This window comes from Paracoccus sp. SSJ, assembly GCF_030234105.1.
GTDB lineage: Bacteria > Pseudomonadota > Alphaproteobacteria > Rhodobacterales > Rhodobacteraceae > Paracoccus > Paracoccus denitrificans.
In genome coordinates, this window is sequence record NZ_JASSPE010000009.1 from 37261 (window position 1) to 60153 (window position 22893).

Here is a 22893-nt window from a genome sequence, read left to right on the forward strand (position 1 = left end):
CCAAGACTGCCGAAACGCGCCCCTCGGTTACTGAACAGTCGCTTCCAATGCCTCCTCCGCCGATGGTTGGGGGAGGCACGACATGCGGGTGATTTCAGGTTTCCACTGAAGGTGCCACGCGGGGGCGCGGTCAGCAAAGCAGGAAACGATCAGGTGCATGATGGTGCCAGAGCTTCGATCCTGACGATAAGGACATGGAAATGCTACGGAAAAAATCAGCTTCTCTTGTGCGGCGCGATCTGATTGCCCGCTACGCCATTTTTGCGCTGTTGGGGGCGGGGATAAACATCGCCGCAGCCGCTCCAGTGATGGCCGAGGCCACGGTAGAGTGTCATTCGAGGAATCATAAATATGATGAATGCTGGGCTGGACCGCTGAAGAAGCCGCAACTCATCCATCAAATATCGAACGCTTCGTGCATTCTGAACAAGACTTGGGGTTACAATCCAAAAAGCCAATACATCTGGGTTGCCCAAGGCTGCGCCGGCGTCTTTGCCGATGTCGCCGGCTATCATCATGGCCGTGGTGGTGGTCACGATGCAAATGCTCGTGCTTATGACGATCACGGCCATGACGTCGGTGCTGTCGTCGGCGCCGCCGTTATCGGCGCTCTTGTCGGCAGCATGACCAGCGATGAGCACAACCACCGAGGTCACGCCCACACGACCACCAACAACTATTACCAGGTCAATGATTACAGCGGCTGTCACGGGATCGGTTGTTATGTCGACAATCCGGACGCGGACGATGAAATCGACCCCAGGCCGCAATTTGATGCGCAGGGAGAGCCAAACTTTGATGAGGACGGCAACTATCAAGGCTGTCATGGCATGGGTTGCCTGGTCGACGATCCGGACGAATAATACGACAAATGCGCCATCCTGCCTCCCCGACGAAGCGGACGGCAAGCTCCGTGTCGGTAAGCGGATCCTTGCACAGAACCGACGCCACAATCGGACTCAGCCCGATAGCAGCGGTGTGCCGTTCAGGGCGATGGTAGATCAGCAAGGACGAGAACCTGACGAAAAGCCATGCGCGCTATGTCGAGGCCTGCCTGATCCGCAGCACAGGCAGCAATCCACGCTGGTCGCATCCGAACAGCAAGCTTCCCGCCGGGGATGCTGGCAAACTGCCACTTCCCGACCGGGCGGCAATGGACGAATTCGTGGATCAGACCAAAACGCTGGTCGGCGCATTGGGCTGGGATCTGTTTCGAGAGATGAGGGGGCGCATCGCCGACCTGGCGACTATCGCTCCCTCCGTTCCTGCGCTCAGCCCTTCCCCCGGCCTGCTGTTCTTTTTCCGCGGTGCGGGCTTCGCCGCCGAGATGGAGCTCGGGGCCTCCGGTGATTTCGTTGTTCTTGCGGGTTCCCGAGCGCGGGTCGATACAGCCGCCACGATTCCGCGCGGAACCAGTGCCCTGCGCAAGACGCTGCTCGACTCGGGCGTGTTGAAGCAGGAAGAGGATTTCCTCGACTTTACCAGCGATTACAGCTTTTCTTCCGCGTCAGCGGCGGCAGCTGCCATATGTGGAAGCAGCGTGAACGGGCGAAACTCTTGGAAGCTTCCAGATGGCAGGACCTTGCTGATTGGGAGGCGGACCAAGGCGAGGTACCAGAAGCACTGAACGACTACCGGCTGGCGCCGGTAGGATCAGCGATGTGATTTTCGAGGTACTGAAGTACGATGTCTTCGGTGATGGCGCCGTTGGTGGTTGAAAAATAGCCCCTACCCCAGAACCGGCAGCCCCAGTAGCGCTTGCGGATCTGCGGAAATTCCCGCTGCACCCGATAAGACGAACGGCCCTTCATCTTGCGCACCAGATCCGAGATGGCGAGCCTGGGCGGCACCGACACGAACATGTGGACGTGGTCGCTCGACAGCACCCCGCGCAAGATGTCGACCCCGTTCTCGCGGCACACCTGGCGGCAGATGTCGCGCACCCTGAGCCGCAGCGGCCCGATCCGCACCTTGTAGCGATACTTCGTCGACCAGACGATGTGATAGCGATGATAGAAAACGCAGTGCTTGCCGGTGTCATAGTGCATGATCCTATCCTCCCGAAATGAGCCCTTGCCCCGGCTGCGGCTCATTTCGGGAGGATAGGATCATAAGCCGATTCTTCGCGCTGAAGCAGGTCCGACTGGAAGTCGGAGGGTTGTACCCAGACGTGGATACTCAACAGTTCCATAAACTCAGAGAGCACAGGGGCCGATCAATGATATCGGCTTTCTTGCTCTCCTCGTGAATTCACTTTGCTTGGCCACAGAGTCCGAGATCCCCGGCATAGGCAGCCGGGCACAATTGTGCCCGTTTCGACGCGGGACAGACGCGGCATCCCGTGCGATCATCCGCCTGCAGCGAATCCCTGCCGCTTTTTGAAACCGTGAATCCGTGAACCGGGCCGGGCGTGACGCTGCGGTCGAGGCGCCTCATGTCTCCTGCGGAAAGATCCTCGGCCCGTCTTTCACCTATCCCCCTCCCGCCGCTCAGCCGATCTTCGCGCCCCAAAAGCTCGTGTGATCGGCAGCGAAATACCCGTCCGCCGCGCGGAAGGTGCCCTGCAGTTCGACCGTGTCGCCTTGCGCGAGCGGGACCATGGTCTGCAGCCAGAGCGCCGTCGCCTCGGAGGCGTGCGCCCCGGAAACCTCGCCCCGCGATCCCCAGATCTCCGTCGAGCCGTTCAGCACCAGCCGCCCGCGCATGCGCGCATTGGTGCTGGCGTTGACCTTGTAGAGCAGCGTGGCGCCGAAGAGGTAGGTGCCTGCGGCGGGCGCAACGAAATGGTTGTTGCCGGCGTCGAACGCGCTCTGGTCGTTATAGTCGGTGTTGTTGATGCCGATCTTCGTCCAGGTGTCGACGGCGACATAGTTGTCGTAGTTGGTATGGCCCTTGAAGCGCGGCAGCCGGGGCTGGTCGACGATGCCGGTCGCGTTGTCGACGATCAGCCCATCGAAGAAGGTGCTGCCGTCGGCGGAGACCGCGAGCCGGAACCTGTCCGAACCGAACAGGCCCATCAGCGCCTTGGTGACATAGCCGGTCTGGAAGGTAAGCCCGAGGTCGCGACCGGCGGCTTCCTTGTTCATGGTGTAGAAGAGATCGCCCGTGCCGCCTTCCGCGACAGTCTTCGCGGTCCAGAGCGCGGCGTTGAGCTTGGCCGAGAACGGATTGGCCGGGTCGGCCGTGGTGCCCAGCCCCAGCAACGCAAGGTTCTGCAGCGCAGCGGGAGTGGTCCCGACCCAGCCTGCGCCGTCGTAGACCAGCAGCAGCCCCTCGTCCTCGACCCACGCCCGCCAGCCGGTCCGTGGCGGAAGGCGAAGCCAGGCCCCGTCGGTCCAGAGCGCGACGTTCAGGTCCCAGCCTGTCCACGCCCCGATGGCGCCCGACGCCACAATGTAGCGGTCACCGTCGGCGGGGCTGCCGGGAGGCGCGGTCAGATCCCGGTCTAGAACCGAGAGCTGCACGAGCCCGTCGAGCAGCCGCAGCGCCTCGTTGTGGGTGACATGCTTCTGGGCCTGCGCCGCCAGAATGTAGGGCAGCAGGAGATGGGTGGTGGCGTCGGACATGGGATGGCCTTCAGAAGGTGAGGGTGACGATCTGCGCCGCGCCCCGCCCGACGAGGGCGGAGAGCTGGAAGATGCGAATGGTGAGGGTGTTGCCGGGGCCGAGCGGTGCGCCCCAATCGGCGGTCTGCTGGGCGGCGGTGTAGAGCGCGTTGGTGGTGCCCGTGCCGAGCACCCGCTTCACGGCGGCGCCGTCGAGGATCTCGACCTGGTAAGCTTCAACTTCCTCGGCGAGCGGCACTTCGACCGCGCCCCAGTTGTCGGCCGAGAGCACGCGGGACCGCCGCGTCCAGCGGATTGTGAGGTCGGCCGGTGTGCGCGGCGTGCGCCATGGCTGCTCGACATGGGCGACCGAGAACGGCCGCAGCCCCATGCCCACCGGCGTGAAGCTCTGCGCCACATAGGTCTCGTCGCTGACCGGGCGGCTCGCCGGGCCGATGCGCCAGTTCCAGGGGATGCCGAGATCGGCCTCGGCGATGGGCAGCGGTTTCAACGAGGCGTCCAGCACCGCCATGCGGGCACCGGCCGGGGTCGGGTTGCCCATCGCACCCTCGGTGCCGCGCTGGCCGCGCAGGAGCCGGGTCAGGCGGTAGCGACCGGGCGCCAGCAGTTCGGCCACGCCCGCCTGCACGATCTCCCAAGCGCCGGGTGCGCTCTCGACGGCGAGCGCGTTCGCACCGCCGAACAAGGTCAGGTCGGTGACGCTCTCCAGCGTGCCGGTCAGCAGATCGATGACCAGAGCGTTGCCGAGGTCGAAGCGCGACGTCGGCCCCGCGTAGAAGTCCGAGACCAGCGCGCCGAGGCGGGCTCGCGCGCCGAAGCTGGTCAGCAGTTCGAACCCGTCCGTCGAAGGACTGCGGAACACCGCCATCTCGCCCGGCCAGGGCACGGCGTGCGCGCCGACCAGCGGCCGATGCGCGGGCTGGTCCTCGGTCAGCTGCGGCAGGTCCATCAGCACCGCATCCGGCGCCCCGAACACGACAGCGCGCGTCAGCGACGCCGCGCGGGGATCGCCGGGCGGCAGGTCGTAGGTCGCCCGGTCCTGGCGGACCGCCTCGATACCGCGGGCTTCGGCATCCGCGACGGAGACGAGACGGAACTCGATCTCCCGCCCGTCATGGGCGAGCCGGATGACGTCGGCGGGATCGAGCGCAAGCCGCGAGGGCGGCAGGCGGAACGCCGCCGTCTCGCGCCCCACCCACGCCTCCATCAGTGCGCGGCGGCAGCGGCGCTCGGCCTCCTCGGGCGGCACCGCCATCGGGAAGGATTCCGAGGCGATCCGGGTCGTGTCCACCGTGATGCGCCGCGCCTCGACGAGGGCGGCGTCGTAATCCTCGTCGGCACGGGCCAGCTGCCATTTCAGCGCCTGCGGCAGCTCGGTCTCCTGGCCGCGCGTCAGTTCCAGCACGTCGCCCTCGCGTGTGGCGACAAGATCGTCGGGCGCGACGGTCGCGATGGAGGCCCGGCCGCGCATGACAAAGCGGATCACGTCCTCGGTCTCGACGGCATCGAAGCCGAAATGCCGTGCAAGCGTGGTGATCGAGGCACGCGGGCTTTCCAGCGCCCCGATGACAAAGCCCTCGACCGCGCCCCACAGGCCGGTGACGTCGATGCGGCTTTCGGGCAACCCGACGCGCAGGCACAGGTGCCGGACGAGGGCCGCGAGCGAGACCGCGCCCAGCCGCCCGGTGAGCCAATGGCCGAGCCGCCAGTTCGGACCATCGGTCCAGACGCCGGTCAGTGCCGGGAAGAAGGGATAGGGCCGCGCGTCCCAGGTCCAGGCGGCGCATTCGGGGACATGCACCATCCGGCCTCCGTAGACGGTAGACAGCGGGTTGTTCGCGCCCTGACCCCACCAGAGATACGTCGCCTCCAGATAGGCGCGCTGGATGGCGTCGTCGCGCCAGCCGCGCGAGAAGTACGGCGTGAAGCTCTCTGACGACTTCGGATCAAAAAAGACATTCGGCTGGTTGGTGCCGCGGTCGATGGCCGGGCAGCCGAGCTCGGTGAACCAGATCGGCTTCGACTGCGGCACCCATGCCGTCGGCGTGCCGCTCTCGACCCCACCCGGGCGGTTGTAATGCGGGTTAGACCACCAGGCGAGCAGATCCTTGTATCGGAAGACCCATGGCTTGTCGTGGGCGCCGTCGGTAATCGGGGTGCGGACCTGCGCGGTGCGGTCGGCGGCCGAGGAGTAGAACCAGTCGAACCCTTCGCCGCCGGCGATGTGCGCCTGAAGGTAGGCCCGGTCGTAGATGGCAGGCCAGCCATCGGCGGCGTCGGCATGCTCGAACCCGTCGCGCCAGTCGGACAGTGGCATGTAGTTGTCGATGCCGACGAAATCGATCTCGGGATCGGCCCAGAGCGGATCGAGATGGAAGAACATGTCGCCGCTGCCATCGCCTGGCTGGTGCCCGAAATACTCCGACCAGTCGGCCGCGTAGCTGATCTTCGTGCCCGGCCCGAGGATGGCGCGCACGGCTGCCGCCAGATCACGGAAGGCCTGCACGGCGGGGTAGCTGCTGGCGCCCGAGCGGATGGTGGTCAGCCCGCGCATCTCCGAGCCGATCAGGAAGGCATCGACGCCCCCGGCGGCCGCACAGAGATGGGCATAGTGCAGGATCATCCGGCGCAGGCCCCAGTCACCGGCAGGGCCGGTCCAGTTGACGGTTTCGCCAGATACGGAGAAGTTCGCGGGTGTAGCCCCGCCGAATAGCGCCGCGACCTGCGTCGCCGCCGTCGGGGTCTTGTCGACGCTCCCCGCGAACCCCGCAGCCGGAGAACAGGTGATCCGGCCCCGCCACGGGAAGGCAGGTTGGCCGGTCTCGGCGGCGTTGTCGGAATAGGGGTTCGGCAGGGTGTTGCCGGGCGGAACGTCCATCAGGATGAAGGGATAGAAGGTTACCCGCAGCCTGCGCGCCTTCATCTCCTGGATCGCCTGCACCACGGCGAAGTCGGAGGGTGTACCGCCATAGACCGGGCGGTCCTGATCGTCGCGGTTCACACCCCCGGCAAGGCGCGAACCTCGGTCCCCAGCTCCTTGGCCGTCGCCTTGTCGCGCTTGTAGGCCAAGGCGAAGTCGCGTGCCATCGCGGTCAGGTCCAGCCCGTGGTTCGGATCGGTCGGATCCTTCAGCCCCTTGTCGCGGAACTGATCCAGCAGGAAGGCCATGCCCTCGAATCCGTTGCCGCCGTGGCTGTAGCCGGAATGGGTCAGAAAACCGACCATGGCCTTGTTGATCTGGACCCGGTCCGGCGTCTGCGGCCCATCCGCCGAAACCGCGCCCTTGGCACCCTGCGCCGTGATCGACCCTGGCCCGTTTGAGATCAGCAGGCCGATCAGGATCTGAACATAAAGCGCCTCGGTCGGGTCAGGCTTCTTGCCGGTCATGGCGAGACAGCAGATATCGGCCATGGTCCAGCGCGAGGAACGCTCTTCGCGCGGGATACCCCAGTGGCTGCCCGGCTGGTGATGCCGGACCGGTAGAGCCCTTCTTACCGCTCCCGATTTGCATTATTGCATTTTATAATCTCATCATGCATTAATGGAGTCGAGCCGGTTACGGCGACTCAAGGGAGGAAACCATGACATATCTTCACTCCGGGCTGGCGGCAGCCTGGATGATGGCCGCTGCTGCCGTTCTGCCCGCAACGTCGGTGCAAGCGCAGGATCTTGAACTGACGATCACCGCCCCGGCCGGTGCCGGCGGCGGCTGGGACGCGGCCGCGCGGTCGCTGCAAGAAGTGATGATGGCAACCGGCAAAGCGCGCAGCGTGCAGGTCGTCAACGTCCCCGGTGCGGGCGGCACGGTGGGGCTGGCGCAATTCGTCCAGGGCGCCAAGGGCAGCCCGGATCAGATGCTGGTCGGCGGCATCACCATGGTCGGCGCAATCATCACCAACAAGGCGCCCCATGACCTTACCAAGGTCACGCCCATCGCCCGGCTGACCGGCGATCCGCTGGTCATCGTCGTGCCGGCGTCGTCCCCCTATCAGACCATGGCGGACCTGATGGAGGGCATCAGGCAAGATGTCGAGCGCACGATCTGGGCCGGCGGCTCGGCCGGGGGCGCGGATCACATCCTGGCAGCACTTGTGACCCAGGCGGCCGGCATCGACCCTGCCAAGGTGAACTACATCGCCTATTCCGGCGGCGGCGAATCGCTGGCCGCCATGCTGGGCGGACAGGTGACGGCCGGGGTCTCGGGATATGGCGAATGGCAGGGGCAGATCGAATCCGGCGACCTGCGGGCGCTGGCAATCTCTTATCCCGAGCCCATCGAGGGCATCGCCGCCCAGCCGCTGAAAGCGCAGGGCATCGACATCGAGCTGGTGAACTGGCGCGGCATCTTCGCCGGCCCCGACATCAGCGCCGAGGACAAGGCCGTGCTGGAAAAGGCTGTCGGCAAGACCGTGCAGTCGCCCGAGTGGCAGGAACTCATCAAGGCGCGCGGATGGTCGGACTATTACGCCCCCTCGGCCGAATTCGCCGGTTTCCTGACGTCCGAGACCGGGCGCGTCCATTCGATCCTCAATTCCATCGGCCTCGCCGACTGACAGCAGCGGGGGCCCTGCGCCCCCGTGCCCCTGACGATGGGAGGCAACGTCTTGTCCACACCGACCGCCAGCAGCCTGCACAGGCCCACGCTCGTCATCGGCGCAGCGCTTCTTGCGCTGGCCTTCGTCACCTGGCGCGACGCCAGTACCATGCAGATCCGTGCTGGCTATGGCATGGGGGCCGATGCCGCCTCCTATTTCGTCGCGGCCTTCCTTGCACTCATGGGCGCCGGCCACATCCTTGCCGCCTTTCGCTGGCAGGGCGACGCCAGCCCCAGCGACTGGAAAGCGGTGGGCTGGGTCGCGCTCGGCCTTGGCAGCCTGGTCGCAGCGCTATGGTTCGGGGCCGGCTTCATCCTGGGCTCCACCCTGCTCTTCGCCTTCACGGCCCGGGCCTTTGGCCGCAAGGCGTTTCCGGCCGATCTGGCGCTGGGTTTCGTGCTGGCGACGGTCATCTTCCTGCTGTTCAACAAGCTGCTGACGCTGGCCCTGCCCATGGGCCCGTTCGAGCGGCTGTTCTGAGAGGGGCGCCATGGATTCGCTCATCCACCTGATGCATGGTTTCGGCACCGCGCTGGACCCGATGAACCTGATGTTCGCGGCCATCGGCGTCCTGCTGGGCACTGCCGTCGGCGTGCTGCCGGGGATCGGCCCGGCCCTGACGGTCGCCCTGCTGCTGCCGATCACCTTCAAGCTGGACCCGGGCGGCTCGCTCATCATGTTCGCGGGCATCTATTACGGCGGCATGTATGGCGGCTCGACCACCGCGATCCTGCTGAACACGCCCGGCGAAAGCGCCTCGGTCGTCACGGCGCTCGAGGGCAACCAGATGGCCCGGCGCGGTCGCGGCGGCCCGGCGCTGGCGACCGCCGCAATCGGCTCTTTCGTCGCGGCGCTGATCGCCACGGCGGGGCTCGCGTTCTTTGCGCCGATCCTGGTTAAGGTGGCGGTGAAGTTCGGGCCTTGGGACTATTTCGGGCTGATGCTGATCGCCTTCGTCACCGTCTCGGCCACCTTCGGCTCGTCGCCCCTGCGCGGATTGACCAGCCTGGGCATCGGCTTGTGGCTGGGGCTGATCGGTATCGACCAGTTGACCGGGCAGACGCGGCTGGCCTTCGGCGTGCCGAACCTGCTGGACGGGATCGAGGTCACGACGCTGGCCGTGGGCCTGTTCGCCCTGGGGGAATGCCTGTTCGTCGCCTCGCGCCACCTGTTCAACGACGAAAAGCCCATGGCGATCAAGGGCTCGATCTGGATGTCGCGCGAGGATTGGCGGCGGTCGTGGAAGCCCTGGCTGCGCGGCACGGCGGTCGGCTTCCCCATCGGCGCCCTGCCAGCCGGCGGCGCCGAGATCCCGACCTTCCTCAGCTACACGATGGAGCGGAAGCTGGCGGAAAAGCCCGAGGAATTCGGCCAGGGCGCCATCGAGGGCGTGGCCGGCCCCGAGGCGGCCAACAACGCCTCGGCCGCGGGAACGCTGGTGCCGCTCTTGACGCTGGGCCTTCCGACCTCGGCCACGGCGGCAGTCATGCTGGCCGGGTTCCAGCAATACAACCTGCAACCCGGCCCGCTGCTTTTCGTGCAGCATCCGGCGCTGGTCTGGGGCCTCGTCGCCTCACTCTTCATAGCCAATATCATGCTGCTGGTGCTGAACCTGCCGCTGGTCGGGCTTTGGGTGCGGCTGCTGAAGATCCCGCTGCCCTGGCTTTACGCCGGCATCCTGGTCTTTGCCTGCATGGGCACCATCGCCGCCAATCCTTCGGTGGTCGAGCTGATGCTGCTGGTCGGTTTCGGCCTGCTGGGCTTCGTCATGCGGCGATACGACTATCCGGTCGCGCCGGTGGTGGTGGGCCTGATCCTGGGCCCGCTCGCCGACAGCCAGCTACGCCGCGCGCTGCAGATGAGCCTGGGCGACCCAATGATCCTGCTGCAGCATCCCGGCTCGGCCACGATGATCGCCATTGCCACGCTGGCGCTGGTCGCCCCCTTCCTCTTCAAGGGCCTGGCCCGGTTCCGGCAGGACGAGGATTGATCGCAGACAAGGCGCGGCCGCAGGGCCGCGCCTCTTGCATGACGGTATCCCGCCCCTGATATTGCGGGCAATCCGAAGGAGAGCCCATGGCGCGCGTCAGCCTGTCCCCCCAGATCATCGCCCGGATCGTCGATCACGCGCGGGCGCAGAACATGCAGGCCGGCCAGCACCTGCCGGCCCAGCTTCTGGCCGACAGCTTCAAGGTCTCGCGCCAGCCCATCGTCAGCGCGCTGAAGAAGCTGGAGCAGATGGGCATCGTCCAGTCCGAGCCGAACCGCGGCTATTTCCTGGCCTGCAATGCCGATGAAATCCCCGAGATGGACACGGATGCGGCCGCCGATGACGCGCTTTACGACCGCATCGCCGCCGATTGCCTGGCCCGCCGGCTGCCCGACCGGCTCAGCGAGAACGAGCTGATGCGGCTTTACGGCGTGGCGCGCGGGCGGCTGCTGCGCGTGTTGCACCAGATCGCCGACGAGGGCTGGATCGAGCGACTGCCCGGCAACGGCTGGGAATTCCGCGAGATCCTGACCTCGCGCAAGGCCTATTCCGATGCCTACCAGTTCCGCGCCGCCATCGAGATGCAGGCGCTGCTGCTGCCGAGCTTCCGCATCGACCAAGCGGCCTTTGCCGATGCCCGCCGCCACCAGCAGGAACTGCTGGCGAGCTATGAAAGCGAAAGCCGGCAAAAGGTGTTCGGCACCAATATCGAGTTCCACGAGATGCTGATGACCTGCGCCAGCAACGAATTCTTCCTGGACGCGGTGCGGCGGGTGAACCGGGTGCGCCGGCTGATGGAATATTCGATCACCCACGACCGCTCGCGCCTGCCGCAGCAATGCCGCGAGCATCTGCAGATCCTCGACCTGATCGAACAGCGCGACATGCAGGCCGCCGCGACCTTCCTTTACAGCCATATCCGCGAGGCCGGGAACATCAAGGCGGCGTTGTTTGAGTAATTGCATTTCATAATTAGATAATGCTATCCCTCTCTCATCAGTAGGGAGGAAGCGCATGCCGTTCGCCAGCACGATTCGGGGCCAGAAGATCATCGACCTGCCCGCCGCCGCGGGTGCCGACCTGATCCGCCTGCCGCATATCCATCGCCTGCTGCTGGAAAACGTGCTGCGCAATGCGCCCGACCCGCAGGCCGCCCGTGCCGCGATCCTCGCCTGGCTGGAAACCGGCCGCTCGGAGGCCGAGATCCCCTTCCTGCCCGGCCGCGTGCTGATGCACGACACCACATGCGGCCCGGCGCTGGTCGATATCGCCGCCATGCGCTCGGCCCTGGCCGAGGCCGGGCATGACCCGCAGCTTCTGCACCCGGTGCTGCCGGTCGATGTCTCGACCGATCATTCGCTGGCGGTGGACGCCTATGCCGCGCCCGGCGCCATGGCCCGCAACATCCAGAACGAATACCGCCGCAATGCCGAGCGTTACCGCTTCATGAAATGGGCCACGAACAGTCTGTCGAATTTCCGCGTCCACCCGCCGGGAACCGGCATCATGCACACGCTGAACCTGGAACGGCTGGCGACGGTGGTGACGGAACGCGACGGCTGGATCATGCCCGACACGCTGATCGGCACCGACAGCCATACGCCGATGATCAACGGCATCGGCGTGCTGGCCTGGGGCGTCGGCGGAATCGAGGCGGAAAGCGTGATGTTCGGCATGCCGGTGATGCTGCGCGTGCCCGAAGTGGTGGGCGTGCGCCTGACCGGGCGGCTGCGCGAGGGCGTGACCGCGACCGACCTGGCCCTGACCGTGACCGAAACCCTGCGCCGCATCGACCTGGCCGACCGTTTCGTCGAGTTCTTCGGACCCGGCGTCTCGGCGCTCTCGGCCGGGGATCGCGCGGTCGTCGCCAACATGACGCCGGAATTCGGCGGCAATTCCGGCTTCTTCCCGGTCGATCAGGCGACCATCGCCTATCTGCACCAGACCGGCCGCACGCCCGCACATTGCGCGCTGGTCGAGGAATACTGCCGCCGCCAGAGCCTGTGGTTCGATCCAAGCCAGAGCCCGGTCTTTACCGAAGTGGTCGCGTTGGACCTGGGCGCGGTCGAGGTCAGCGTCGCCGGTCCGCGCCGGCCGCAGGACCGCATCCCGGCCTCGGCCACCGCCCAGGCCACGGCGGCGATGCGCGGCCATGCGCCCCTCCCCGCCCCGCCGGGCCAGGCCCCGGACGGCGCCGTCGCCATCGCCGCCATCACCAGTTGCACCAATACCAGCGACCCGCGCCTGCTGGTCGCCGCGGGCCTGGTCGCGCGCAAGGCCCGCGGCCTGGGGCTGCGCCCGCCCGCCCATGTCAAGACCTCGCTGGCGCCGGGATCGCCCACCGCGCAACGCTATCTGGAGCGCGCGGGCCTGCTGGAGGATCTGGAGGCCGTCGGTTTCGGCATCGTCGGCTATGGCTGCACCACCTGCATCGGCAATTCCGGTCCGCTACCCGATACGGCCGTCGAGGCGCAGGCCGCGGGACGGCTGCAGGTCGCGGTCCTGTCGGGCAATCGCAACTTTCCCGGCCGGGTGCATCCGCAGCTGGAGGCAGGCTTTCTAGCCTCGCCGCCGCTGGTCGTCGCCTTCGCCCTGGCCGGAGACATCGAACGCGACATCCTGCACGACGAGATCGCGCCGGGCGTGGGGCTGGCCGATCTCTGGCCCTCGGGGGCCGAGATCGACGCGGCTCTGGCCCGTGCGCAGGATGCCGACGACTATGCCGCCGCCTATGACCAGGCCGAGGCGAGCGGGCTCTGGCGCGACCTCGACGCCCCGGACGCGCCGCTGTTTCCCTGGGATCCGGCCTCGACCTATATCCGCCGGCCGCCCTTCGCGGGTTTCGCCGGCACGCGGCCGCGACAGATCGTGGCAGCGCCGATCCTGGTGCTGGGCGACGACATCACCACCGACCACATCTCGCCCGCCGGCGCCATCCCGGCCGACAGCGAGGCCGGCCGCTACCTGATCGAGCGCAGCGAAAGGCCCGACGACCTCAACGTCTTCTCCTCGCGGCGCGGCAATTGGCAGGCGATGCTGCGCGGGCTCTTCACCAACAAATCGGTGCGCAACCTGCTGGCCGAGGACATCCCGCCCGGCAGCACCATCCTGCCCGACGGGCGGATCCTGCCGCTCTGGCGCGCGGCCGAGCATTACCGCGAGAGCTCCACCCCGGTCGTCATCGTCGCGGGCAAGCGTTACGGCATGGGCTCGTCGCGCGACTGGGCGGCCAAGGGGGCGGCGCTTCTGGGCACGCGGGCGGTGCTGGCGACAAGCTTCGAGCGCATCCACCGCTCGAACCTGATCGGCATGGGCATCCTGCCGCTGCGCCTACCCGCGGGAATATCGCCGCAGTCCCTGGCGCTGACGGTCTCGGACCGGATCGGGATCACGCTCGATCCGTCGCGGCTGCAACCGCGCGCGCCTGTCGCGGTGGCGATCCATCGTGCCTCGGGCACGGTCGAGGAATTCGACGCCACCGCCGCCATCGAGACCAGCATTGAGGTCGAGACGCTGGCCAAGGACGGTTTGATGCCGCTGATCCTCGACCGCGCGGCTCGGGCCGAGGCGGCTAACTGATCCAACGAAGGGATCCGGTGGTGCGGAGAAGCGCACCATCGCCAGCCAGCGCCGATACGCACCCGTCCAGCCCTTCTTGCCGGGATAGATCCGGCCGTGTCGCAACAGGAAGCCCTGAAGGTGCTGGCGCGCCTTGCCCGCTACCTGCATCGCCGTCGAACGTGCCCGCACCAGATCGCGCATCGCCTCATGCGCGGCATCCGGCACCCAGACCGCCGCCAACTCATCGGCCCGGTGGAGCTTGGCCAGCATCACGGCATCGCGGCGATCGGTCTTCACCCGTTCACCCGCCTTCATCGAGATCAGGGACGGCGCCACCACGATGCAATCGTGCCCCAGCTCGACGAGCTGACGATAGAGGCCATAGCCGCAGGGACCCGCCTCATAGCAGAAATGCAGCCGCTCCCCGCGGGCCGCCAGCTTCTCAGCCAGTTTGCGGACCTGATCAGCACGATGCAGCACCGTCCCCCAGTGGCGGAGCCTCTCAAAAATGCGCTGAGGCCATGCTCGGTCATGGGGTCGCTGTCCGCTCAACCACTCTGCAGCTGGTGCTGCGGCTACTTACATCCTCTTTCTCAACCATCCCCCGATCGACCAGATCCGCAATGTCGCGAAATACGGTATCGTGAAAGCAGGGACAGCGTATCCGCGCCACGGATCGGGCTCACGCCGAGTGTTGCGGTTGTAGCTGGTTCAATTCCTCCCTTATCGCGACGATGACACGATCTCGCACCAGATTTACGCGCTGGAGCGCCCGAGACTGTGCATGGGTCAGCAGCCAGAGTTCGGACTCCGAGCGGAACAAATCGGGCATTCCCGGCGCAAAGCCGGCAGGGACGGCGATGAAGTCGGGCAGCACCGCCCAGCCGGCGCCTTGTCGGACTGCCTCGGCCTGGGCGGCAAAGGATGTAAGGCGCAGTGATGGGCGAACCCCAGGACAATGGCTCGCGAGCCAATTGGCCATGGCCAGATAGGTCAGGTCCTCGGTCCAGCCTATGACCTGGTGCCGATGCAGATCCTCCGGCACATCCGGGTAGCCGTTTCGCCGGACATAGTCCTCCGAAGCATAGAGCCCGAAACGGATCACGGCCAGCCGCCCCTACGAGCAGGGCATCGCCGCCGGAGGGTTCATTCAGGCAAGGACTGCTTCGGATTGATCGCGCAAAGGCGCCTGCGGAAGACAGCGGGACCGCGTCTACTTTCGCCGTCGCAGGATTACCGAGGTTCCATGCCGACGGTTCCAGACGTCCAGCGACATCACGGCGTACGCGGGTAAGGCGGGGTCGATAGGCGCCCCCTGCCCGCACGCTGGTGAACCAGCAGCGAGCCCAGCCCCGAGATCGCGATCAGCACCAGCCCCGCCAGTGATACGAGATCGGGCCAATCGCCGAAGACGACAATCCCGAGTGCCGTGGCCGAAATCAGCTGGCTGTAGACCAGGGGCGCGATCAGACTGGCCTCGGCCTTCCTGCTGGCCATCACCAGCAGGAAGTTGCCCAGGGCCGAGCCGACGGCGCTGACCAGAAGAAGCGCAAGCAGGAGCATGTCCGGCACGGGAAAATCGGATTGCAGGCCGAAGGGCGTCAGGACCACGGCTCCGATCAGCAGTTGCGAGATCAGCAGGAAGCGCGGCCGGAAGGCTCCCGCCAGGGTGCGGGTCATGACCAGATAGGCGCCGTAGAATGTTCCCGCCGCCAGGGCGAAAGCCATGCCGGCGGAGCTGCCGAAACCGGGTTTCACCACAAGCATCACGCCGGCGAAGCCAAGTCCCAGCAGGAGACTTCTCTGCGCCGATGGCCGCTCGCCCAGAAACAGGATCGCCAGGACATAGGACACGACCGGGCCGACGAAGAAGGCTCCGAAGACATTGGCGATCGGTTCCGTCTTCAGGGCCGTCAGGATGCAGCAGATCCCGCAAACGATGAATCCCGCCCTCAGCAGAACGCGCCAGTCCAGCAAGGCCGGCAGTTCCTGCCGGGTCAATCCGCTGAACGGAAGCAGCATCAGCGCGGCCAGGAGGAACCGCGACCATGCCACGATAAAGGGATCCACCCCGCCGCCGGTCAGCAGTTTGCCCGCCGTATCTCCGATGACCACGCAGGTCACCGCGATGAAGACTGTCGCGATCAGTCGTAGCAAATCCGGCGTATTGGTCATGATCGTTCTCGGGAAGCGGAATTGAGGCGGGCATCTGGTTCGGGGCAGACCTTGCGACGTTGCGCGAAGGATTGGAAGGCCACCGTCCCGACAGTCCCGACAGCTACTTCCGCCGTCGCCGCCGCAGCAGGCGGCGATAACCGCCCCCGATCATGGCGCGGGCATCCCTGACGAAGCCCATGACCGCGTCACGCAGCGCGGAAGTCTTCCAGGCCTCTGCGCGGACCCGGTCTGCGCCGTAGATCGCGCCGGCGATCTCGCGATAGCTCGCCCCGCTCAAAGGTCGGTGCGAACACTCGCATTGACCGGGCGGTCGCCTCGGTCGAGCCGTACTCCACTTGGAATGAAGGGGCCGTTCATCAGCGTCAGCGTTCACTTGTTACGCTCGCTCGCGCTGTCTGGGGCCTTCCGGAGCAGGCTGCTTCAATCGGTTGATAGCCGCAGCGCGGCGATTTTGATAGCGTAGCCGAGCTCACTTGCGGAGATTAGAAATGTCAATCTCCGCAGGTGATGCGGAGATTGGCTACATGGCGTGCCTTGCCTACGTGTTCATCCTTGTTTATCTTGAAGACAAGCAGATGGAGGCCACCATGTCCCAGACCACGACCATGACAGTCCGCATCAGCGGCGCACTGAGCGAGTTCGTGGCGTCGAACGTCGGAGAGAACGGGGCCTACGAGAACATCAGCGAATACGTCCGCGACCTGATCCGACGCGACAAGGAGCGGGCAGAGCGGGAGGCGTTTGATCGCCTGAAGGCTGAGCTGACACGCGCCTTCGCTGCTCCGGAGGAGAGCTATCGCCCGTTGACGGCGGCCGAGGTCATCGCCCGGAACCGGGGCTGACCACGTGGCCATTCGCGTCCAGGAGGCCGCATCGCTGCGGCTTGACGAGATCTACAGATACACGCGCGACCGGTGGGGCGCCGAGCAGGCGGATCGGTACATCACCGACCTCTTCGCGGCGTTCGACCAGATCGAACGCCATGGCGTTGTTTCACGCCCCATCCCGGCCGAGTTTGGGGTCGAAGGCTTCTACTTCCGGCACGCGCATCATTTCGTGTACTGGCGGCGTCTGTCGAACGGGGACGTCGGCATCGTGACGATCCTGCACGAGCGAATGCACCAGATGGACAGGTTTCGGGATGATGTTCCGAAGTGACGGATGGCTCCGGCGACGATTATCCGCCCCGTCGAAGGGGGCTCGCAAAACGTTGACCAGGTGTTGACAAGAAATCCAAACGACTAAAGCCGAGCGTTATGCTCGGCTTTGAAGTCTTTGATCTTACGTGTATTTTTTGTTGCGGGGGCGCGCAACCGCCGCAACCTACCTGAGCTTCGATGCGCTGTGTGATTTAGTCGTAGTGAATCCGGCTGTTGTTTCTCACCCAGCACTGAGCCGGCTCAGTGCTGGGTGAGAACCCGCTCGAACTCTTCTGTATTCTCGCTTGGCATCGGCGCCGCTTCAGGTTCACCTGCAAACCACTGGATCAAACAGCTAACAGGATCGAATCCGAACCGTGTCGGCGGCCGCCATCACCGGCATGCAGAATGCAGCCCGAAATGGCTGGCGGCCATGGCCGAGGCGCTCGACGACGAGTTCAGCGGCTTACCCGGTGGACAGCGCTGATCGCGCCATTCCCGGAAAGCTCGCCCCCTTCGTGGACCGTCACCGTGCCGGACACCTGCCCGTCCACGCTCAACTTCCCGTGGACCGAGACATCGCCGGCAAGCTGGCCGGTGACGTGCATTTCGGCGCCGCTGGCCACTTCCGTCAGGCCGGAATAATCATTGTCGCCCGCAATGGTCAGTTTACCTCCGGCAAGCACCAGCCCGCCGCCGAGATTTTTGCCATTGTCATCATAGTCGGTAATCGAACCGCCTATCGTCCCTGTTGCTGCCGTCACGACCAGGCGCCTGGAGCCAAGAACAATGTCACCACCACCCGAAATATCGCGAATAACGGCGTCACCGAAGGATTTATCCACACCCCATTGCGTCATGTAAGCGCCCTTCTGGTCGATAAATAAATTTCCTTCGTTGAAAACATGCGCAGATTTCTCGATACTGCCAAGCCCGGCCAGATGCAGATAACCATCTTTGGCAATGCGTGTTGCTCCGGTATAGGTGTTGATGGCGGTCATGCGCACATTCGAATCTTTTTCGATCGTGAAATCACCCTGCCCGGACAGATTGCCGGCCAGGCCAACCCATCCAACGCTGCCGACATCCCCGTTGACAACACCGAGATGTGGAATATTCACACCGGCGTCAGTTGAAAAATCGCTGGCAGTGACGAAATAAGGCGTAAAGGCGGTTATGCGGTTTTCCAGATCGAACATCATCGAGTTCGACTGAAAAAAAGGCAACCCGATGGTCAGAGAATTCCCGCTGCCCTCATCGGACAACCGGCTGATATCAACATCGTCATATTCCAGATCGTTCAGCTTATCGTCAAAGCCATAGAACTTGATATCAACGGTATCATCGCCATATTTTTCAAGTCGATAACCTTTAGACCGGAATTTCGCCAGCATCCCATCGGAATCAACATAAATGAATTCAGGTGTTCCTGTATCAAAGAGAATGGGCCCACGGAAGTCAATGGCCCGCTTCTTTTTCCCAACCGGAACAGATATTGTATAGCGGTAGTTCCCGTCATGCACATTCGAAGCGTTTGCGCCGGAACCGGGGAACTGCCGCATGGAAAATTCATAGTCCAGCTTTCCCCACGGCATCAGCGCCGTGAATTGCGCACGTATCTGCGGGGTGAGATGCAGGGAAAGACAGGGCGCACAACCCGGCGTCTTACTATCCCCCATATTCGCATTGGCGGCTATGACATAGCCAGTTTTTGTCTGACTGGCGGGGGCCGAAATATAGGTTTTGTCGTCTGTAAAATTTCCCGCGCCGAATGTGCCGTAAAATGGTGGGTGATCGCTTGGCTGATCATGTATTATGCGGTCACGCACCTCCATATCGGCGTAATACGCGACCCCGTCACTGTACCCGATCGGCGTGGCCGATACCTTGTGATTTTTGTAACCGTCGCTACCCTGACTGTAGACCCAGTCGATGATACGCCCGGCAACATGTTTGCCGGGTATGACCGCCACGGGTTTATCCGGCGCGTCCGGATCATAGTAGGCAATGCTTCCGAACTGGATTTCCTGCATCCAATAGCCATAAGAGCCGTCACCATAGGCATACAGATCGGGCTTGTGCCCCGCCAGCGGCTGCACATCGGACATGGCCTCGTCAAACTGCCCGACAAACAAATCAGAGCCGGTATCAAACTGATAAAGCCGCGGATGCGCGTCATTAACTCCGACCATTATGCCAAGTGAATTGAAATCCGTTGCGTCGTCATCCGACGGCACATGCTTCAGCGGAATCCCGATGGGCTGAACCGGATCAGCGCCGGCTGAAAAGGAAAAGGTCATCAGAGCCAGACCGGATACGGCGCAGACCAGAACCGACCGGCCCCGAAGAATTACGCAGCCTTCAGTCCGGGTGCTCCGTATAAGCGCCCCTAGTGCCATTCCCACACCGTTCCATTGTTGCGTGAAATATGCCCCGGGCATGCCGTCTCCTTTAATCGCTTGATGTATTCACCCCGCACCGCGACGACTGCCGCGATACGCCGCCACTCATGGCGACGGCGTATACGCAGGTTTCGTCAATAGCCGAGCGGCGCGTAGCTGCAATCCGGATGCCGCGCACCATCCGAACAGAGCGGCCAGTTATTGGGATCATCGGGATCGTCCACCAGAAGGCCGACACCATGACCGCCGGTATATCCATCAGACCCGGAATCGTCGCAGGCCGCCAAAGGGCCAATTGCAAGCAGCAGAACAAGAAGCCAGTTGCGCATAATATTATTGTCTCCTGTTATTACTATTGAAGGAACTGTCGGTTGCCTCGGTGCATGTTCCGCCCCGTTTCATCTCTGCCTGCCGGAGTCATGGCTTGACCTCGGTTTCCGGGTTTTCCGTGATCAGGCCGCAACGCAGATACACCGGCCCGGACCTCAAGCTGGAAACGGCACCGTCGATGAAATCGCAGGCCAGAATATTGTCATCATGGCTTTTGCGCGAGGAAAAGAGATTGACGTTCACCATCGGCCCGCCACTGATCAGCCGCAGTCGATCGGCGCTGACCGTTTTACCGGTCACATGAACCGTCCGCGCACCGTCTGGAAGATTGATATCCTCGGCTCCCAGATCTACCATCCCCATTGCGTTGGTGTGTTTCTCATCACCGGGATGGGGTTCGCCATAATAAGTGGCCGACAACGAGATCCCCTCATGGGTGGACTTGAGCGCGGCTTCGGCTTTGGACGACAGGCTGATGGCGACATCAAATCCCAGCGCGTGTTTTTCCGTCGCAAAAACCGGCAGGGCGGACAGACCGGCCAGCAAAGCGGCCAGAGGGAGGGGGTACAGCCCCCCTCTGATAGTTATGTAACCAGATGCCATTGCTTTCTCCTTGGTATTCAGACACGGCGTCAGAACTGCATGCCGAGAGTGGCGCCCAGCCGATGCTCGCGCGCATCCGTGGCAAGCTGGCCCTGATAGTCCAGCCTCAGATTGGTATTGCGGCCAAGTTCCATATCGACCCCCATATCCAGCACCTCCGCATTGCGGGCAATCGGCGCCGCCGCCACGTTGAAGCCCGTGCCCCCTGCAAAGGCCATCGCCAGCTCCGGGCGCGCGTCGCCAAAGGCGTGACGCCAGCCGATGCCGCTACTGACGGTCAGTTTGTGGGTCGCCGCCTCGATGGTCGTGGCCGCGCGCACCCCGATTGTGGCGAAGGTCGTGTCCATCTTGCCTTCCGCACCGGCAAGCGCCGTTTCACCGCCGTTTTCGGCGAAACTGTCGGTGCGCATCCAGACATGGGCAAGCCCGGCATAGGGTTCCAGCGCCATCGTGCCATGGTCGAGCCGGTGGCCGACCTCGGCAAAGGCCTGCCAGACATGCCCGTTATATTTGGACGACAGCCTTTCGTTGATCGTGCCAAGGCTGGTGCTGCGGTTCGCCTTCAGCCGAAGCGTCGAATAGACAAGCCCGCTGCGCAGCGCGGTCTGCCCCCATTGCGTGCCGGCATAGACCCCGAGGTGGATACCCCGGCCCGAACCCGACGAGGCACGGCCGTCCAACCCATAGGAGCTGTCGCTCATCGCCAGAACGCCACCCAGACGCCAGTTTTGAACCGGCGCGTCATAGCCCAAAACCACACCGTTGGTCCGGCTGTCACGACGTGCCGCATTGCCGTCGCCATCGGCCTCACCCCGGCCGCCGAAGGCGTGGCCCCAATAGACCGGGCCGTCGGTGGTCGCCTCGGCAGAGACAGGCCCATATGCGGTCAGGGCCTGCACGCCCCCTTTGTATGCGCCAACCGTGCCAAAGGCGGCCCGCAAGCGCCCGTTCACCGCATCGCGCAGGAAGTGGCTTTCCTCGGCCACTGCCCCCAGCATCGCGGTATGGATTTCACCCGAGAGCGAATCAAAGGCCGCAGGCAGATCCGAAGCCTCGGCAGCGGTCATATAGGCAACCTCGTCATGCAACTCATTGCCGCTGCCAAGCGCCTCCAGCTCGTTGGCGACGGCAATCTGGTTGGCGCTGTGCGCAACCTCGGCAAAGACGATATCGGACCGTTCAACCCCCAGCGCGACGCCGGAAGAAGTCTTGTCCAGCGCGAAGGACAGGAAAGGCGCATCGGTGACCAGATCGCCGGTCAGGCTGCCATAGTTGCCGACAAGGCCACCCGCAGCGGTAACCAGCGCATATTCGCGCCCCACCGCCAGCCGACCGGTCGTAACGCGGTCCAGCGTGATGCTTGCCCCGTCTTCGATCACGGCCCGCCCCCCGACAGCGATAGCGGGCTGGATGCCGTTCTCGACCGGCGCGAAGACAAGCGTAGAGCCGGCCTTCTGGGTAAATTCGCTTCCGACCGTCAGGGGCGTCTTGCCATTGGTGGCCACCGTGCCGCCGCCCAGGACCGTCAGCGCGCTATAGCTGCCGGAACCGCCGGTCATACCGCCATCCTGCACGATGGTATCACCCGCGACATCGCCATCGTTGACGAAGCCACCGGAAACCAGCACGTCGCTTGCAAGGCTTCCTGTCGAGGTCAGGACCAGCCCAGCACCGGCGTCGACCTTGGTCGCGCCGAAATAGACATTCGCACCCGACAGCGTCTGCACACCGCCCTGAACCGTCAGGCCGCCTTTAAGGTGCCTCCCCTCGCTGTCGACAGAACTGATAGTCCCGCTGAACGTGTCCTGTGCCGCAGTCAGCACTAGATCGCTATCATAGATAAAGACCGAACCCGACCCGGCCAGATTGCGGATCTTCGCATCATTATAGGCATCCGACACCCCCCAGAACGCGATTTCGTTGCCCTTGTTTTCAAGATCAAGCGCGCCATCCACGATCACCCGCGACGAGTTTTCGATACTGCCCATGCCGACCAGTTCAATCGTGCCGCGGTCCCGCATGCACTGCAAATGATCGATAGCACCGTGGTCCGCGCCCATCATCAGGCAGCGGGCGCTAAAGGGGGACTCCGCGACAGGGTTTTGGCCGTTCGCGTGGTGGCTTCACGACCAAGATCCACCTCCTCGTCAACGCAGCAGGGCTGCCTATGAGGACGGAGATCACCGCGGGGCAAACCTCCGACTATCTCGGCTTCGATCTGGTCATGGCCGACAATCTGCCGACACCAAGTGTTCTGCTGGCCGACCGAGGCTATGATGCTGACAGCATTCGGAAATCCATGGGAAAACGCGATGTCTTGCCCGTCATCCCCATGCGCAAATCACGAAAAAAACGCATTGCCGTCGACCGGTCCTTGTATCGTCTTCGAAACCTTGTCGAACGGTGCTTCAACAAGCTTAAGAACGCCCGCCGCGTTGCCACCCGTTACGACAAGACTGCGGAGAGCTTCCTGGGCTTCATCGATATCACGCCGATACGCCTTTGGGTCCGCCATTTGTCAACATGACC

The 22893-nt window shown here is 64.2% G+C and carries 20 protein-coding genes and 2 pseudogenes; 10 read left to right on the forward strand and 12 right to left on the reverse strand.

What is annotated here, in order from left to right; all coding sequences use genetic code 11:
* Positions 1-194 precede the first annotated feature (194 nt).
* Both QPR87_RS11690 and QPR87_RS11695 read left to right on the forward strand, forming a co-directional pair.
* A complete protein-coding gene (locus QPR87_RS11690; protein ID WP_197025573.1) occupies positions 195-863 on the forward strand; it encodes a DUF3011 domain-containing protein in 669 nt (222 codons plus the stop codon).
* A gap of 290 nt (positions 864-1153) precedes the next feature.
* On the forward strand, positions 1154-1627 hold the full coding sequence (locus QPR87_RS11695; protein WP_011749348.1) for a DUF4357 domain-containing protein: 474 nt from the start codon (positions 1154-1156) through the stop codon (positions 1625-1627).
* A 4-nt stretch (positions 1628-1631) separates the two neighbouring features.
* On the opposite strand, the gene tnpA is transcribed toward QPR87_RS11695, so the two are convergent.
* The 4 genes from tnpA to QPR87_RS11715 all read right to left on the reverse strand — a co-directional run bounded on the left by tnpA (position 1632) and on the right by QPR87_RS11715 (position 6977).
* Positions 1632-2048, reverse strand: coding sequence for an IS200/IS605 family transposase (gene tnpA / locus QPR87_RS11700; protein ID WP_011749347.1), 417 nt, complete (start codon positions 2046-2048; stop codon positions 1632-1634).
* Positions 2049-2489: 441 nt separating this feature from the next.
* Positions 2490-3566, reverse strand: a complete 1077-nt coding sequence (locus QPR87_RS11705) for a DUF2793 domain-containing protein (protein WP_011749346.1) — start codon at positions 3564-3566, stop codon at positions 2490-2492.
* Positions 3567-3576: 10 nt separating this feature from the next.
* Complete coding sequence (locus tag QPR87_RS11710; RefSeq protein ID WP_011749345.1) at positions 3577-6567, reverse strand: baseplate multidomain protein megatron; 2991 nt, start codon at positions 6565-6567, stop codon at positions 3577-3579.
* Complete coding sequence (locus tag QPR87_RS11715; RefSeq protein ID WP_011749344.1) at positions 6564-6977, reverse strand: hypothetical protein; 414 nt, start codon at positions 6975-6977, stop codon at positions 6564-6566. Before QPR87_RS11715 ends, QPR87_RS11710 begins: the two co-directional genes overlap by 4 nt.
* A 170-nt stretch (positions 6978-7147) precedes the next feature.
* On the opposite strand from QPR87_RS11715, the gene QPR87_RS11720 reads away from it, so the two are divergent.
* From QPR87_RS11720 to QPR87_RS11740, 5 genes are all read left to right on the forward strand, one after another.
* Positions 7148-8119 carry a Bug family tripartite tricarboxylate transporter substrate binding protein gene (locus tag QPR87_RS11720; protein WP_011749343.1) on the forward strand — a complete coding sequence of 324 codons (972 nt, stop codon included), beginning with the start codon at positions 7148-7150 and terminating at the stop codon, positions 8117-8119.
* A 51-nt stretch (positions 8120-8170) separates the two neighbouring features.
* Positions 8171-8641: a tripartite tricarboxylate transporter TctB family protein gene (locus QPR87_RS11725; protein ID WP_011749342.1), complete on the forward strand. Its 471-nt coding sequence runs from the start codon at positions 8171-8173 to the stop codon at positions 8639-8641.
* Between the two features lie 10 nt (positions 8642-8651).
* Entirely contained in the window at positions 8652-10151 is a 1500-nt protein-coding gene (locus tag QPR87_RS11730) for a tripartite tricarboxylate transporter permease (protein ID WP_011749341.1), read from the forward strand.
* A gap of 86 nt (positions 10152-10237) precedes the next feature.
* Positions 10238-11110: a GntR family transcriptional regulator gene (locus tag QPR87_RS11735; protein ID WP_024844907.1), complete on the forward strand. Its 873-nt coding sequence runs from the start codon at positions 10238-10240 to the stop codon at positions 11108-11110.
* Between the two features lie 55 nt (positions 11111-11165).
* Complete coding sequence (locus QPR87_RS11740) at positions 11166-13730, forward strand: aconitate hydratase AcnA (RefSeq protein ID WP_024844906.1); 2565 nt, start codon at positions 11166-11168, stop codon at positions 13728-13730.
* 114 nt (positions 13731-13844) lie between these two features.
* Here QPR87_RS11740 and QPR87_RS11745 read toward each other — a convergent pair.
* From QPR87_RS11745 to QPR87_RS11760, 4 genes and pseudogenes are all read right to left on the reverse strand, one after another.
* Positions 13845-14192, reverse strand: a pseudogene (locus tag QPR87_RS11745) (IS110 family transposase); the annotation flags it as partial.
* Positions 14193-14394: 202 nt separating this feature from the next.
* Positions 14395-14817, reverse strand: a complete 423-nt coding sequence (locus tag QPR87_RS11750) for a LysR substrate-binding domain-containing protein (protein ID WP_011749337.1) — start codon at positions 14815-14817, stop codon at positions 14395-14397.
* 170 nt (positions 14818-14987) lie between these two features.
* Entirely contained in the window at positions 14988-15887 is a 900-nt protein-coding gene (locus QPR87_RS11755; protein ID WP_011749336.1) for a DMT family transporter, read from the reverse strand.
* 103 nt (positions 15888-15990) lie between these two features.
* A complete protein-coding gene (locus QPR87_RS11760; protein ID WP_231000905.1) occupies positions 15991-16263 on the reverse strand; it encodes a DUF2285 domain-containing protein in 273 nt (90 codons plus the stop codon).
* Positions 16264-16477: 214 nt separating this feature from the next.
* Between QPR87_RS11760 and QPR87_RS11765 the strand changes: the two genes are divergently transcribed.
* Complete coding sequence (locus tag QPR87_RS11765) at positions 16478-16732, forward strand: ribbon-helix-helix domain-containing protein (protein ID WP_024844905.1); 255 nt, start codon at positions 16478-16480, stop codon at positions 16730-16732.
* Positions 16733-16736: 4 nt separating this feature from the next.
* Complete coding sequence (locus tag QPR87_RS11770) at positions 16737-17048, forward strand: type II toxin-antitoxin system RelE/ParE family toxin (protein ID WP_011749333.1); 312 nt, start codon at positions 16737-16739, stop codon at positions 17046-17048.
* 439 nt (positions 17049-17487) lie between these two features.
* Here the strand turns inward: QPR87_RS11770 and QPR87_RS11775 are convergent, their stop codons facing one another.
* From QPR87_RS11775 to QPR87_RS11790, 4 genes are all read right to left on the reverse strand, one after another.
* Positions 17488-19470, reverse strand: a complete 1983-nt coding sequence (locus QPR87_RS11775) for a hypothetical protein (RefSeq protein ID WP_155984363.1) — start codon at positions 19468-19470, stop codon at positions 17488-17490.
* 95 nt (positions 19471-19565) lie between these two features.
* Positions 19566-19760: a hypothetical protein gene (locus QPR87_RS11780; protein ID WP_036764897.1), complete on the reverse strand. Its 195-nt coding sequence runs from the start codon at positions 19758-19760 to the stop codon at positions 19566-19568.
* 88 nt (positions 19761-19848) lie between these two features.
* The gene (locus QPR87_RS11785; protein WP_155984362.1) at positions 19849-20364 is read right to left on the reverse strand and encodes a hypothetical protein; all 516 of its coding nucleotides are present in this window, start codon (positions 20362-20364) and stop codon (positions 19849-19851) included.
* Between the two features lie 29 nt (positions 20365-20393).
* Positions 20394-22427 carry an autotransporter outer membrane beta-barrel domain-containing protein gene (locus QPR87_RS11790; RefSeq protein WP_350310456.1) on the reverse strand — a complete coding sequence of 678 codons (2034 nt, stop codon included), beginning with the start codon at positions 22425-22427 and terminating at the stop codon, positions 20394-20396.
* Here QPR87_RS11790 and QPR87_RS11795 point away from each other — a divergent pair.
* Positions 22377-22891, forward strand: a pseudogene (locus tag QPR87_RS11795) (IS5 family transposase); the annotation flags it as partial. The gene QPR87_RS11790 and the pseudogene QPR87_RS11795 sit on opposite strands and share 51 nt — an antisense overlap.
* Between the last annotated feature and the right edge of the window lie 2 nt (positions 22892-22893).

Bases quoted from the DNA above. Each gene is read 5' to 3' on its own strand.
- QPR87_RS11690 (WP_197025573.1), top strand. From the start codon at position 195: ATGGAAATGCTACGGAAAAAATCAGCTTCTCTTGTGCGGCGCGATCTG.
- QPR87_RS11695 (WP_011749348.1), top strand. From the start codon at position 1,154: ATGGACGAATTCGTGGATCAGACCAAAACGCTGGTCGGCGCATTGGGC.
- tnpA (WP_011749347.1), bottom strand. From the start codon at position 2,048: ATGCACTATGACACCGGCAAGCACTGCGTTTTCTATCATCGCTATCAC.
- QPR87_RS11705 (WP_011749346.1), bottom strand. From the start codon at position 3,566: ATGTCCGACGCCACCACCCATCTCCTGCTGCCCTACATTCTGGCGGCG.
- QPR87_RS11715 (WP_011749344.1), bottom strand. From the start codon at position 6,977: ATGGCCGATATCTGCTGTCTCGCCATGACCGGCAAGAAGCCTGACCCG.
- QPR87_RS11720 (WP_011749343.1), top strand. From the start codon at position 7,148: ATGACATATCTTCACTCCGGGCTGGCGGCAGCCTGGATGATGGCCGCT.
- QPR87_RS11730 (WP_011749341.1), top strand. From the start codon at position 8,652: ATGGATTCGCTCATCCACCTGATGCATGGTTTCGGCACCGCGCTGGAC.
- QPR87_RS11735 (WP_024844907.1), top strand. From the start codon at position 10,238: ATGGCGCGCGTCAGCCTGTCCCCCCAGATCATCGCCCGGATCGTCGAT.
- QPR87_RS11740 (WP_024844906.1), top strand. From the start codon at position 11,166: ATGCCGTTCGCCAGCACGATTCGGGGCCAGAAGATCATCGACCTGCCC.
- QPR87_RS11755 (WP_011749336.1), bottom strand. From the start codon at position 15,887: ATGACCAATACGCCGGATTTGCTACGACTGATCGCGACAGTCTTCATC.
- QPR87_RS11765 (WP_024844905.1), top strand. From the start codon at position 16,478: ATGTCCCAGACCACGACCATGACAGTCCGCATCAGCGGCGCACTGAGC.
- QPR87_RS11775 (WP_155984363.1), bottom strand. From the start codon at position 19,470: ATGCCCGGGGCATATTTCACGCAACAATGGAACGGTGTGGGAATGGCA.
- QPR87_RS11780 (WP_036764897.1), bottom strand. From the start codon at position 19,760: ATGCGCAACTGGCTTCTTGTTCTGCTGCTTGCAATTGGCCCTTTGGCG.
- QPR87_RS11785 (WP_155984362.1), bottom strand. From the start codon at position 20,364: ATGGCATCTGGTTACATAACTATCAGAGGGGGGCTGTACCCCCTCCCT.
- QPR87_RS11790 (WP_350310456.1), bottom strand. From the start codon at position 22,427: ATGATGGGCGCGGACCACGGTGCTATCGATCATTTGCAGTGCATGCGG.